Consider the following 12,901-nt stretch of genomic DNA (forward strand, 5'->3'; position numbering starts at 1 on the left):
TGCTGTCCTCCCCGCGGTCAGCGGATGGCGATCTTGAGTGACTTGGACGAGGACGTGATCACCCGGTTGCCCGAGTAGCGCACCGTGTAGGTCCGCTTGCCCTTCTTCTGCTTGGCGATCTTGATCGTGGCCTTGCCGTTCTTCACGTTCACGGTCTTGATCCGCTTGCCCTTGGCGTAGATCGACGCCTTGCCGTGGATCCGGGACTTCGTGACACCGGGCGCCTTGATCGCGATGGTCACCGTCGCCTTGCGCTTGCCTGCCTTGGCCTTCACCGCGAACTTGCTGCGGCTCTTCACCGTGACGAACTGCGAGTGGAAGACCGGCGACTCCCAACCGCGGACCGAGGGCTCGGCCGTCACGGCGATCCGGAGGCCGAGGTCGGCCGAGGTCAGCCGCCGGTACGCGCGACCCGTGCCGTCGGGCACGTCGTACAGGTCGTACACGTCGGACGACCAGTACCAGCGCAGCGCGAGCGACTCCGCGGCCGGCGCGTAGGTGCCGGGGAACGCGGTGAGCACCTGGCCCGGCGACGGATCGCCGACGATCCTCGGACGGGCGGTGGCCCGCACCTTCTTGGACCGCTTGAGGGTGATGTTCCGGTCGGTGACCGAGCCGGACGCCACGGAGATGTCAGCGGCGGCGTTCACGTCCAGCGCGCCGTGGGTGGTGCCGTCCCAGAAGACCGACTGCACGTCGGCGGCCGGCTTGTCGGGACGAACCGACAGGTCGCACATCCCGAGGCTGTCGTCGGCGCACCGGACCTGTCCGAACGTGAGCCTGACCTGGGTGTGGGGAGCGGGGACCTGGACGCGGTAGGACCCGTCGGGGTTGATCCGCAGCTCCGGGTCGACGAAGGGGGCCGATCCGGTGCCACCGACCTGCGTCCACTTCCCGTCGACCCGCGCCAGCACGCCCACCCGCAGGTACGGCTCGCTCTCCGCATAGGCCTCGAAGTCGAAGTCCTCGGCGGTGATCCGGCCCGAGATGGTCACGGGATCGGCGGCCTCGGTCGGCAGCGCGGACGCCGTTCCTGCCGGTGCGATCAGCAGGCTCGCAGTCAGCGCCAGCAGCGCGATGAGGACGCGTCGGACCATGGTGTTCATCGGTTCCCCCCGAAATTCAGAAACTTGTACCGTTTAGCGAACCATACGTCACACCGGAGGCGTTCGGGAACCGCGAAAGGGGCCCACCTCGCGGTGGACCCCTTCGACTGGTGACTGCGTCAGCTCACGCCTTGGTGAGGGCGTTGCGCATGTCGCGGTACAGGTGGCTGATGACGTCGAGCGGGATGCCCTTGGGGCACGCCGCGGCGCACTCGCCGATGTTGGTGCAGCCGCCGAAGCCCTCGTAGTCCATCTGCTCGACCATGCCCAGCACGCGCGAGTCACGCTCGGGCTGACCCTGCGGGAGCAGGCCCAGGTGCGTGATCTTCGCGGCCGTGAACAGCATCGCGGAGCCGTTGGGGCACGCCGCCACGCAGGCGCCGCAGCCGATGCACGTGGCCGCCTCGAACGCGTGGTCGGCGTCCTCCTTCGGCACGGCCAGGTTGTTGGCCTCGGGCGCCGAGCCGGTGGGCGCGGTGATGTAGCCGCCGGCCTGGATGATGCGGTCGAACGAGCCACGGTCGACGACGAGGTCCTTGACGACCGGGAAGGCCCCGGCGCGCCACGGCTCGATGTCGATGACGTCGCCGTCGTGGAACGTGCGCATGTGCAGCTGGCACGTGGTGGTGACCTCGGGGCCGTGCGGGATGCCGTTGATCACGACCCCGCACGTGCCGCAGATGCCCTCGCGACAGTCGGAGTCGAACGCCACCGGCTCCTCGCCCTCGAGCGTGAGCTGCTCGTTGAGGACGTCGAGCATCTCGAGGAACGACATGTGCTCGCTGACGTCCTCGAGCCCGTAGGTGACCATCTGGCCCTTGGAGTCGGCGTTCTTCTGACGCCAGATCCGAACGGTGATCTTCACTTGTAGCTCCTGGCCTTCATCTCGACGTACTCGTACTCCAGCGGCTCCTTGTGCAGGATGGGCTGGTTGTCGGCGAACTCCCACGCGGCGACGTAAGCGAACTCGTCGTCGTGGCGCAGGGCCTCGCCGTCCTCGGTCTGGCTCTCGCCGCGGAAGTGGCCGCCACAGGACTCGCGACGGTTCAGCGCGTCGATGCACATGAGCTCACCGAGCTCGAAGAAGTCGCCCACGCGGTTGGCCCGCTCGAGCGTCTGGTTGAGCTCCTCGGCCTCGCCGGTGACCTTGACGTTGCTCCAGAAGTCGGCCTTGAGGTCGCGGATCATCTGGATGGCCTTGATCAGGCCCTCCTCGGTGCGCTCCATGCCGCAGTAGTCCCACATGATCTGGCCGAGCTCCTTGTGGAAGGAGTCGACCGTGCGCGTGCCGTTGATCGAGAGCAACTTCTGCACCCGCTCCTCGACGGCCTGCTGGGCCTCGACGACCCGCGGGTGGTCCTCGGGGACCTTCTCGTACGGGGCGTGCGACAGGTAGTTCGCCAGCGTGTACGGCAGCACGAAGTAGCCGTCGGCCAGACCCTGCATCAGCGCCGAGGCACCGAGGCGGTTGGCGCCGTGGTCGGAGAAGTTCGCCTCACCGGCGACGAACAGACCGGTCAGGTTGCTCTGCAGGTCGTAGTCGACCCACAGTCCGCCCATCGTGTAGTGCACGGCCGGGTAGATGCGCATCGGCTGCGTGTACGGGTCCTCGCCGGTGATCCGGGCGTACATGTCGAAGAGGTTGCCGTACTTGGCCTCGACGGCCGGGCGCCCGAGGCGCTCGATGGCCTCGGCGAAGTCGAGGTAGACGCCGAGTCCGCCCGGGCCGACGCCCTTGCCCGCGTCGCACTGGTACTTGGCCGCGCGCGAGGCGATGTCGCGCGGGACCAGGTTGCCGAACGCCGGGTAGATGCGCTCCAGGTAGTAGTCGCGCTCGTCCTCGGGGATGTCCGAGGCCAGGCGGTCGTCGCCGGCCTTCTTCGGCACCCAGATGCGACCGTCGTTGCGCAGCGACTCGCTCATCAGCGTGAGCTTGCTCTGGTAGTCGCCCGAGACGGGGATGCAGGTCGGGTGGATCTGCGTGTAGCAGGGGTTCGCGAAGTAGGCGCCCTTGCGGTGCGCGCGCCACGTGGCCGTGACGTTGCTGCCCATGGCGTTCGTCGACAGGAAGAAGACGTTGCCGTAGCCGCCGGTCGCGAGGACGACCGCGTCGGCCAGGTGGGTCTCGATGGCGCCGGTGACCATGTCGCGCACGATGATGCCGCGCGCACGCTCGGTGCCGTCGGCGTCGGGCACCATGATCAGCTCGAGCATCTCGTGGCGGGTGTTCATCTCGACCGTGCCGAGGCCGATCTGGCGCTCGAGGGCCTGGTAGGCGCCGATCAGCAACTGCTGGCCGGTCTGGCCGCGGGCGTAGAACGTGCGCGAGACCTGGACGCCGCCGAAGGAGCGGTTGTCCAGCAGGCCGCCGTACTCACGGGCGAACGGGACGCCCTGCGCGACGCACTGGTCGATGATGTTCACCGAGACCTGCGCGAGGCGGTAGACGTTCGACTCGCGGGCGCGGAAGTCGCCGCCCTTGACCGTGTCGTAGAAGAGGCGGTAGATCGAGTCGCCGTCGTTGCGGTAGTTCTTCGCCGCGTTGATGCCGCCCTGGGCGGCGATCGAGTGGGCGCGGCGCGGGCTGTCCTGGTAGCAGAACGCCTTGACGTGGTAGCCGGCCTCGCCGAGCGTGGCCGCGGCGGACGCGCCGGCCAGGCCGGTGCCCACCATGATCACGCTGAGCTTGCGGCGGTTGGCCGGGTTGACCAGGTTCATGTGCGCCCGGTGCTCGTCCCAGCGCTTCTCGATGGGGCCCGCCGGCGCGGCGGTGTCGCGGATCTCGTCGCCGACGACGTGAAAGTCCAAAGCCATGTTCATGTCTCTCTCAGTCGACGATCCCGAGCAGGATCGCCCAGGGCGGAATCAGGAAGCCGATGGTGATGATGCCCGCGACGATCCACGACAGCGGGGTCAGGCGCGAGCCCACCCGGGTGCCGCTGTGGTTGGCGCCGAGCGTGGTGAGGGCGCTCCAGACGCCGTGCCACAGGTGCAGGCCCACCGCGAGCAGGGCGATCGTGTAGGACAGGACGACCCACCAGATCTCGAAGCCGTTGACGACCCGCTCGTAGGGGCTGTCGCTCGCGCCGCCGGGGTGGATCTGGTTCCCGGTCAGGTGGAGCAGGTGGTAGATCACGAACAGCAGGATCACGACGCCGCCCCAGCGCAGCGTGAAGGACGCGTAGGAGCGCTGGATGCCGCGCGAGCCGCGGGGCGAGTGGTAGCGCTTGCCTCCGACGAACCCGGCCGCCTTGCGGTTGCGGCGCCACAGCGCCACCGCCGCGTACGCGTGCCCGACGATCGACGCCAGCAGGACGACGCGGATGATCCACAGCAGTCCGCCGAACGGCAGGTACGGCTGGAACAGCGTGCGCAGGTGGTGCGAGTAGTCGTCGAACGCCTCCTGGCCCGCGAAGACCTTGAGGTTGCCGTACATGTGCAGGAGCAGGTAGCCGACCATGATCAGGCCGGTCACCGCCATCAGGAACTTCAGCGCCACCGTTGACCGCTGAGCGGGCAGGCGCGTCATCTGGGAAGTGGCCACGGCCACAGGTTAGGCGCGTTCCTCGATTCACGCTAAGTCGAAGTAAGCCCGTCTTTCATAGACAACGGCTATGATGGGCCCGTGCAATTGCGCCACCTCGCCTACTTCGTCACCGTCGCGGACGAGCGCAGCTTCACCCGCGCGGCCGACATCCTCGGCGTCTCGCAGCCCACGCTGTCCAAGCAGATCCGTGCACTGGAGAACTCCCTGGGCACACGTCTGCTCGACCGCGACCGCGCGGGCATCGAGCTGACCAGCGCCGGCGAGGCCCTCCTCCCCCACGCTCGGCGGATCCTCATCGAGGTCGACAACGCCACCCGCTCGGTGCACGAGGTCGCCTCGCTGCGACGCGGCCGGGTGCGGATGGGCGCCACGCCGTCGATGGTCGAGGGACTGCTCGCTCCCGTGCTCGGCCGGTTCCGCGCCGAGTACCCGGAGATCGACCTGGAGGTGCACGAGGCCGGCTCGCGCGACCTCACCGCCGAGCTCTCGGCCGGGCGCATCGACCTGGCCCTGCTGATCGTGCCGCTCGCCTCGCAGATCCCCGACCTGGAGACCTCGATCGTCTACACCGAGCGGCTCGTGCTGGCGAGCCCCGCCGACACGGACATGCCCGAGACGATGGACGTCGCCGACCTGGCCGGGCTGCCGCTCGTGATGTTCCGCGAGGGGTACGACCTGCGCGACGTCACGCTCGGCGCGTGCGCGCGGGCCGGCTTCGAGCCGCGACTGTCGGTGGAGGGCGGTGAGATGGGGTCGGTGCTGCGGTTCGTGGAGTCCGGGCTCGGTCATGCCGTCGTGCCCGACATCGTCATGGGCACCCGCACCGGCCTGCGTCGCACCCAGCTGGAGAACCCGCCGCTGGCGCGCAGCATCGCCGTGGCGCACCGGCCGCTCGACACCCTCCCCCTCGCGGCCCGCGCGTTCCGCGCCGTCCTGGTGGAGGCGCTCGAGGGCTGACTCAGCCCAGCCTCGTCAGCCGAGCGGGAAGGTCGAGGTGGGCAGCCAGCCCTGCTCGGGGTCGTCGACGTAGAGGTGGATCGCGTCGACCTCGAAGCTGCAGCGGAAGTCGATCAGGTCGTTCAGGGCCGCGTCGAGCGCCTCGTCGGGCACGTTGTGCGCGATCGTCACGTGCGGGTGGAACGGAAACTCGGGATCGGGCGCGCCGATGGCCTTGCGCACGCCCTCGGCTAGGGTCTCGATCTGGGCGATGCCCTCGCTCACCGCCACGAACACGACGGGCGAGATCGGGCGGAACGTGCCGGTGCCGAGCAGGCTCACCCGGAACGAGCTGAAGACCTCGGTCAGCTCGCGCAGGTCCTCGGCGAGCGACGCGATCCCGTCGTCGTCCACCTCCAGCGGCGGAGCCAGGGTGATGTGGCTGGGGATCCGGTCGGCCATCTCGTCACCGAAGGACCGCCGCTTGTCGCGCAGGTCCTCGCCGTACGGCTCGGGGATGGCGATCGAGACGCCGACGGTGATCGTCACGGGCGGCCGCCCAGCGGCTTGGCGAAGCCGGAGCGCTCGTAGACCAGGTCGAGGGTGGGCGCGGCCACCTCGCGGGCGCGGGCCGCACCCGCGGCCAGGATGCGGTCGAGCTCGCCGCGGTCGTCGAGCAGCTCGCGCGTGCGGGCCCCGAACGTGCCCACGAGCTCGCCGACGATCTCGGCCAGGTCGACCTTGAGGTGTCCGTACTGCTTCCCCTCGTAGGCCTTGACGAGGTCGTCGATCGTGCGGCCGGTGAGCACCGAGTAGATCGTGAGCAGGTTCGAGACGCCGGGCTTGGCCTGCACGTCGAAGCGGATCTCGGTCTCGGAGTCGGTGACCGCGGACTTGATCTTCTTGGCGGCCTGCTTCGGGGTGTCGGTGAGGTCGATGACACCCGTGTGCACGGGGTTCGACCCGCTCATCTTGTTCGTCGGCTCCTGCAGGTCGTAGATCTTCGCGGTCTCCTTGACGATGTACGCCTCGGGGACGGTGAAGGTCTCGCCGAACCGGTGGTTGAACCGCTGGGCGAGGTTGCGGGTGAGCTCGACGTGCTGGCGCTGGTCCTCGCCCACCGGGACCTTGTCGGCCTGGTAGACGAGGATGTCGGCGGCCATGAGGATCGGGTAGGTGAACAGGCCCACGCTGGCGAACTCGGTGCCGGCCTTGGCGCTCTTGTCCTTGAACTGGGTCATCCGGCTGGCCTCGCCGAAGCCCGTGACGCCGTTCAGGATCCAGGCCAGCTGGGCGTGCTCGGGCACGTGGCTCTGCACGAACAGGGCGCTGCGCTCGGGGTCGACGCCGGCGGCGAGCATCTGCGCCGCGGCCACGTAGGTGCGCTCCGCGAGCTGCGCGGGGTCGTAGTCCACCGTGATCGCGTGCATGTCCGGGATGAAGTAGAACGCCTCGAAGTCGTCCTGGAGCGCTACCCAGTTCATGAACGCGCCGATGTAGTTGCCGAGGTGGTACGAATCGGCCGTCGGCTGGGCGCCGGACAACGCACGAGGGAGGCGTGACATGGGGTCGATTCTGCCAGTCGTCCGATGAGTAGGGTGAACGGCGTGGATGACGTGCGCCGTTGGCGGGTTCCCGGACGGGTGAACCTCATCGGTGAGCACCTGGACCACAACGGCGGGTCCGCGGTGCCCATCGCGATCGACCGCTCCCTCCTGCTGAAGGCCCGCCGCCGCGACGACGGCGCCGTCAACCTGTGGAGCCGCGGCGAGCGCGCCTCCTTCGGCCTCGACGTGGCGCCCGGCGACGTCTCGGGCTGGGCCGCCTATCCCGCCGGCGTGGTGTGGGCGCTGCGGTCGGCCGGGGTTCCGGTCACCGGCGCCGACCTCGTGCTCGAGTCCACCCTGCCCGTCGGCGCGGGCCTGTCCTCTTCGGCGGCGCTGACCTGCGGTGTGGCCCTCGCGCTCGACGATCTCGCCGGGGCCGGCCGCTCTCGCGAGCAGCTGGCGGTGATCGCGCAGCGCGCGGAGAACGACTTCGTCGGCGTCCCCACCGGGCTGATGGACCAGTACGCGGTGCTGTTCGCCGAGGCCGGACATGCGGTGCACCTCGACTTCGGCACCGAACCGCCCACCACCGAGCCCGTGCCGGCCGACTGGGTCGACGCCGGGCTGGTCCTCGCCGTGATCGACACGGGCGTCCACCACGAGCTCGCGGCCGGCGAGTACGCGGAGCGCCGGCGGGAGTGCGCCGAGGCGGCTGCCTCGGCCGGCCTCGAGTCGCTGGCCGCGATCGGCCTCGACGGTCTGCTGTCGCTCACCGACGACACGCTGAAGGCGCGCGCCCGTCACGTGCTCACCGAGACCACCCGCGTCCGCGGCGCCGTCACCGCGCTGCGCCGCCGCGACTGGGCGCAGTTCGGCGCGATGCTGACCTCGTCGCACGAGTCGTTGCGCGACGACTTCGCCGTCTCGTGCGAGGAGCTCGACGTGGCGGTCGACGCCGCCCTCGCCTCCGGCGCGCTGGGCGCCCGGATGACCGGCGGCGGCTTCGGCGGCAGCGCCATCGCGCTCCTCCCCCCGGAGAACGTCGACCCCCTCCGCGCCCGCGTCGAGGCCGCCTTCGCCGCCCGCTCCTGGGCCGCCCCTCACGTCTTCGTCGTCCAGCCCGCCCCCGCGGCCGCCCGGGAGGACGAAGGATGATGCATTCCGCCCACTGACGGGATGAAGGATGATGCATTGGGGTACCGGAGCGGGGCGAAATGCATCATCGTTCGTCCTCCACAGGCGGAACCGGGAGCGAGTGGCCGTCCACAGCCCTGCGGACGGCGCTGGCCGTGAGTGAGACACGAGCGGGAGCCTCGGGCGCATGCTCGACGTCCTCACCACCGCCCGCGCCGTCGCTCTCCACGGCAGGTCAGTCGTCCGGCAGCGGATCCGGTCGGGCGCGTGGCAGCAACCGATGCGTGGGGTGGTCGTCACCCACAACGGGCCTCTCACGTCCGACCAGCTCGAGCGCGCCTGGCTGGCCGCCAGCCCGAGCCGGAGTGCCCTGGCCGGGCTCACGGCAGCGCGCCGCTGGGGGCTGAAGGGGTTCGACCCGGAGCGCATCTCGATCGTCCTGCCCGAGGGAGGGCGACAACCGCACGGAGACCTCGAGCTGCACTGGAGCACCCAGCTGGACGGGGTCGACATTCCCCCGAACGAGCCGCGGCGCACCACGCTCGAGCGCAGCATCGTCGACGCGGCCAGCTGGGCGGCCACGCCACGGCGCGCCCGCGCTCTCGTGATCGCGGCGTTCCAACAACGGCTCACGAGTGTCGCCCGGATGCGCCGGGTCCTCGAGCGCCGCGGCAACTGCCGCCACAAGTCGCTGATCATCCAGTCGGTCCTCGACGCACGTGGCGGGATCCAGTCACTGCCCGAAAGGGACTTCGACGCGCTGCGCCTTGCCGCACGACTGCCCCGGCCCACCCGCCAGGCTCGGGCGAAGGGCCGTGACGGCCGGTACTACCTCGATGCGTGGTGGGAACGGTTCAACCTCGCCGTCGAGATCCATGGCATCCCGCACCTGGCGATCGACCAGTGGAGCGATGACCTGCACCGGTCCAACGAGCTGGTCATCGACGGCCGGCGGGTGCTCGCGTTCTCCTCGTTCTCCATCCGCCACGAGCCAGACCGGGTGATCGACCAACTCCTGCGGGCCACCGCGCGTCCGGCCGCATGAGGACGAACGATGATGCATCCCGCCCCGCTGCGGTACCCCAATGCATCATCGTTCGTCCCCGGAGCGTCCCCACGGCGTCGGGCCCGACGAAGGGCGGGCATACGCTGGCCCCGTGACGCGCATTGCCTACCAGGGGGAGCCCGGCTCGAACTCCCACCTGGTCATCGACCTGCACCACCCCGACGCGGAGGCGGTGCCGTGCGCCTCCTTCGAGGACGCCTTCGCGGCCGTCAGCTCGGGGCACTGCGACCTCGCGATGATCCCGATCGACAACTCGCTGGCCGGGCGCGTCGCGGACATCCACCACTTCCTGCCCACGAGCGGGCTGCACATCGTCGGCGAGCACTTCCTGCCGATCAAGTTCGCCCTCATGGGTACGCCGGGCACCACGCTGGAGTCCATCAAGACCGTGCACAGCCACGTGCACGCGCTGGGGCAGTGCCGCCGGATCATCCGCGAGCACGGCTGGACCCCGTTGATCTCGGGCGACACCGCCGGCGCCGCGCGCGAGATCGCGGAGGCGAACGACGTGACCGCCGCGGCCATCGCGCCTCCCCTGGCCGCCGGGATCTACGGGCTCGACCTGCTCGCCGCCGACATCGAGGACGAGGAGCACAACACCACGCGCTTCGTCCTGCTGTCGCGCGAGGACCAGCGCGCGCCCGCGGGCAACGGCCCGGTCGTCACGAGCTTCATCTTCAACGTGCGCAACCTGCCCGCAGCGCTCTACAAGGCGCTCGGCGGCTTCGCGACCAACGGCATCAACATGACCAAGCTCGAGAGCTACATGGTCGATGGTGAGTTCACCGCCACGATGTTTCTCGCGGAGGTCGACGGTCACCCCGACGAGATCGGCCTCGCCCGCGCCCTGGAGGAGCTCCGCTTCTTCACCACCGAGATCAAGATCCTCGGCGTCTACCCGGCCAGCCCGTTCCGCGACGCGCACCGGTGAGCGGACCCCTCTGGCCCCTGAACGTCCCCGTCCTCACCGACGGGCTCGTCACGCTGCGCGCCCACACCCCGTCAGACATCGACCGTGCCCTGCAGATGGCCCAGGATCACGGCATGGTGCGCTGGACCGCGGTCCCCACGCCGCACTCGCGCGCCATGAGCGAGCAGTTCGCGCTGCAGATCGTCCCGAAGAACTGGAACGAAGGCACCGCGATGTGCTGGGCCATCGAGTTCGAGGGCCGCTACGCCGGCAACGTGGACATCCGCGGCAAGGAGGCGCTCGCCGACGTCGGCTTCGCGCTGCACCCCGACTGCCGCGGGCAGGGCGTCATGACCGCCGCGGTCCGCCTGGCGGTGGACCACGCGTTCGTCGAGGCGGGCAAGGAGGCCATCCAGTGGACGGCCCACGTCGGCAACGTCGGCAGCCTCCGCGTCGCCCACTCCGTCGGCTTCCGTCTCCACGGGACCGAGCCCGACCGCCTGTTCGAGCGCGGGCGGATCCTCGACGCCTGGACCGGGTCGATCCGCTTCGGCGACGCACCCGCTGCCCGCACGGCGTGGCTCGAGTCGACGCTCGCCACCGAGCGGCTGCGCCTGCGGCCGCTGGTGGAGTCCGACGTCCCCCGCATCATCGAGGCGTGCGGCGACCCCAGCACGCGCCTGTACCTCTCGCACATGCCCGAGCCCTACACGGTCGACGACGCCCGCCGGTTCCTGTACGCGGCGTGGTGGAACGCCGCGATCGACAAGCGCCAGACGTGGGCGATCACTGAGCCCGGGGTCGACCGGCTGCTCGGCACCATCTCGGTGATGGACCTCGACGGCCCGGCCGAGCGCAACGGCGAGCTCGGCTACTGGATGCACCCCGATGCGCGCGAACGCGGCTTCATGACCGAGGCGGCGCGAACCGTCGTGGAGCACGCGTTCGACCCCGAGGAGCTCGACCTCGAGCGGCTCTCGATCGTCGCCGCGGAGGGCAACACCCCCAGCCTGCGCATCGCCGAGTCGCTGGGCTTCTCGCGCTACGGCACGGAGCACCGCACGGCGCATCTCTCCGACGGCACCGTCACCGACCACCACCTGTACGAGCGGCTTCGCTGACGCAGGCGTAGATTCCCCGGGTGAGTTCCACCGCCCCCGCCCGGACCCTGCCGGAGAACCCGTGGCCCGCCCTGTGGGCCATGGTCATCGGCTTCTTCATGATCCTGGTCGACTCGACGATCGTCTCCGTGGCGACGCCGGTCATCCGCGACGACCTGCAGACGGACTACAACTCGGTCATCTGGGTCACCAGCGCCTACCTGCTGGCCTACGCCGTGCCGCTGCTGATCACCGGCCGCCTCGGCGACCGCTTCGGACCGAAGCGGGTCTACCTCGTGGGCCTGACCGTCTTCACCCTCTCCTCGTTGTGGTGCGGCCTGACCGGCTCGGTCGAGGGACTCATCGTCGCCCGCGTGTTCCAGGGCCTCGGCGCGTCGATGATGACGCCGCAGACGATGGCCGTCATCACGCGCACGTTCCCCGCGGACAGCCGCGGTCGCGCGATGGCCCTGTGGGGCGCCACCGCCGGCGTCGCGACGCTCGTCGGCCCCGTCCTCGGCGGCATCCTCGTCGACACGGCCGGCTGGGAGTGGATCTTCTTCATCAACGTCCCGGTGGGCATCGTGGGCTTCGTGCTCGCGCTGCGCCTCGTGCCGAGCCTGGAGACCCACACGCACAGCTTCGACTGGATCGGCGTGGCGCTGAGCGCCGTCGCGATGTTCCTCATCGTGTTCGGCATCCAGGAGGGCGAGGAGTACGACTGGGGCACGATCGAGGGATGGGTCTCGGTCCCGCTGCTGATCGCGGCCGGCCTGCTCGTGCTCGCGGTGTTCGTCTGGTGGCAGGCCCGGAACCGGCGCGAGCCGCTCGTGCCGCTCAGCCTCTTCCGCGACCGGAACTTCTCGGTGTCCAACATGGCCATCTCCACCGTCTCGTTCTCGGTGACGGCGATGGCCTTCCCGTTCATGCTCTGGACCCAGACCGTCCTCGGCTACGACGCCACCCAGTCCGGCCTGCTCTTCGTGCCGATGGCGGTCGTCACCGCGGCCATGGCCCCGGTCGTGGGCCGGATGAGCGACCGGCTGCCGCCGCGCCGGCTCGCCTCGGTGGGCTTCGGCACCTCGGCGCTCGCGATGCTGGGGACCGCGTGGGTCATCGCCCCCGACACTCCCCTGTGGCAGCTGCTCGTCCTCAACGCCGTGCTCGGCTTCGGCAACGCGTTCCTGTGGGCGCCGCTGGCCTCCACCGCCACGCGCAACCTGCCGATGTCGTCGGCCGGCGCCGGGTCGGGCGTCTACAACGCCACCCGCCAGGTCGGCGCGGTCCTGGGCTCGGCGGCGATCGCCGCCGCGATCACGAGCCGGCTCGCCGTGCACCTGCCCGAGGCGGGAGAGACCGCCGCCCGCGGCACGGGCGGCCAGAGCCTGCCCGAGCAGCTGGCCGGACCCTTCTCCGAGGCCATGGCCGAGTCGCTCCTGGTGCCGGCCCTGGCGTTCGCCCTCGGACTCGCCGTCGTGCAGTTCTTCGCGCCCTCGAGCCACGCGCGCACGTCGCAGCGCTGACCTCCACACGAACGACAGCGGCGGCCGGGATC

Annotated in this window: 12 protein-coding genes; 6 read left to right on the forward strand and 6 right to left on the reverse strand. The window is 70.1% G+C overall.

What is annotated here, in order from left to right:
• Positions 1 to 17 precede the first annotated feature (17 nt).
• From H1W00_RS00790 to H1W00_RS00805, 4 genes are all read right to left on the reverse strand, one after another.
• Positions 18 to 1,106, reverse strand: a complete 1,089-nt coding sequence (locus H1W00_RS00790; protein ID WP_181752770.1) for a hypothetical protein — start codon at positions 1,104 to 1,106, stop codon at positions 18 to 20.
• A 124-nt stretch (positions 1,107 to 1,230) separates the two neighbouring features.
• Complete coding sequence (locus H1W00_RS00795) at positions 1,231 to 1,971, reverse strand: succinate dehydrogenase/fumarate reductase iron-sulfur subunit (RefSeq protein WP_181752772.1); 741 nt, start codon at positions 1,969 to 1,971, stop codon at positions 1,231 to 1,233.
• On the reverse strand, positions 1,968 to 3,926 hold the full coding sequence (locus H1W00_RS00800; RefSeq protein WP_206679942.1) for a fumarate reductase/succinate dehydrogenase flavoprotein subunit: 1,959 nt from the start codon (positions 3,924 to 3,926) through the stop codon (positions 1,968 to 1,970). The genes H1W00_RS00795 and H1W00_RS00800 overlap by 4 nt, the downstream gene beginning before the upstream one ends.
• A 7-nt stretch (positions 3,927 to 3,933) precedes the next feature.
• Positions 3,934 to 4,650: a succinate dehydrogenase cytochrome b subunit gene (locus tag H1W00_RS00805; protein ID WP_338072786.1), complete on the reverse strand. Its 717-nt coding sequence runs from the start codon at positions 4,648 to 4,650 to the stop codon at positions 3,934 to 3,936.
• 81 nt (positions 4,651 to 4,731) lie between these two features.
• Between H1W00_RS00805 and H1W00_RS00810 the strand changes: the two genes are divergently transcribed.
• Complete coding sequence (locus H1W00_RS00810; RefSeq protein WP_181752775.1) at positions 4,732 to 5,610, forward strand: LysR substrate-binding domain-containing protein; 879 nt, start codon at positions 4,732 to 4,734, stop codon at positions 5,608 to 5,610.
• A gap of 15 nt (positions 5,611 to 5,625) precedes the next feature.
• Here H1W00_RS00810 and H1W00_RS00815 read toward each other — a convergent pair whose 3' ends face one another.
• Together H1W00_RS00815 and trpS are read right to left on the reverse strand one after the other, a co-directional pair.
• The gene (locus H1W00_RS00815) at positions 5,626 to 6,138 is read right to left on the reverse strand and encodes a 2'-5' RNA ligase family protein (RefSeq protein WP_338072787.1); all 513 of its coding nucleotides are present in this window, start codon (positions 6,136 to 6,138) and stop codon (positions 5,626 to 5,628) included.
• Positions 6,135 to 7,154 (reverse strand): tryptophan--tRNA ligase, encoded by a 1,020-nt coding sequence (gene trpS / locus H1W00_RS00820; RefSeq protein WP_181752777.1) that lies wholly within the window; start codon positions 7,152 to 7,154, stop codon positions 6,135 to 6,137. Before trpS ends, H1W00_RS00815 begins: the two co-directional genes overlap by 4 nt.
• A 42-nt stretch (positions 7,155 to 7,196) precedes the next feature.
• Here trpS and galK point away from each other — a divergent pair, with 42 nt between their 5' ends.
• The 5 genes from galK to H1W00_RS00845 all read left to right on the forward strand — a co-directional run bounded on the left by galK (position 7,197) and on the right by H1W00_RS00845 (position 12,869).
• Positions 7,197 to 8,291, forward strand: coding sequence for a galactokinase (gene galK, locus H1W00_RS00825; protein ID WP_181752779.1), 1,095 nt, complete (start codon positions 7,197 to 7,199; stop codon positions 8,289 to 8,291).
• Positions 8,292 to 8,457: 166 nt separating this feature from the next.
• Complete coding sequence (locus H1W00_RS00830; RefSeq protein ID WP_181752781.1) at positions 8,458 to 9,315, forward strand: PDDEXK family nuclease; 858 nt, start codon at positions 8,458 to 8,460, stop codon at positions 9,313 to 9,315.
• A 112-nt stretch (positions 9,316 to 9,427) separates the two neighbouring features.
• On the forward strand, positions 9,428 to 10,267 hold the full coding sequence (locus H1W00_RS00835) for a prephenate dehydratase (protein WP_420826874.1): 840 nt from the start codon (positions 9,428 to 9,430) through the stop codon (positions 10,265 to 10,267).
• Positions 10,264 to 11,367, forward strand: a complete 1,104-nt coding sequence (locus H1W00_RS00840; protein ID WP_181752785.1) for a GNAT family N-acetyltransferase — start codon at positions 10,264 to 10,266, stop codon at positions 11,365 to 11,367. Before H1W00_RS00835 ends, H1W00_RS00840 begins: the two co-directional genes overlap by 4 nt.
• 80 nt (positions 11,368 to 11,447) lie before the next feature.
• Positions 11,448 to 12,869, forward strand: a complete 1,422-nt coding sequence (locus H1W00_RS00845; protein ID WP_181756113.1) for a DHA2 family efflux MFS transporter permease subunit — start codon at positions 11,448 to 11,450, stop codon at positions 12,867 to 12,869.
• Positions 12,870 to 12,901: the final 32 nt, after the last annotated feature.

Source organism: Aeromicrobium phoceense (assembly GCF_013868155.1).
Lineage (GTDB): Bacteria > Actinomycetota > Actinomycetes > Propionibacteriales > Nocardioidaceae > Aeromicrobium > Aeromicrobium phoceense.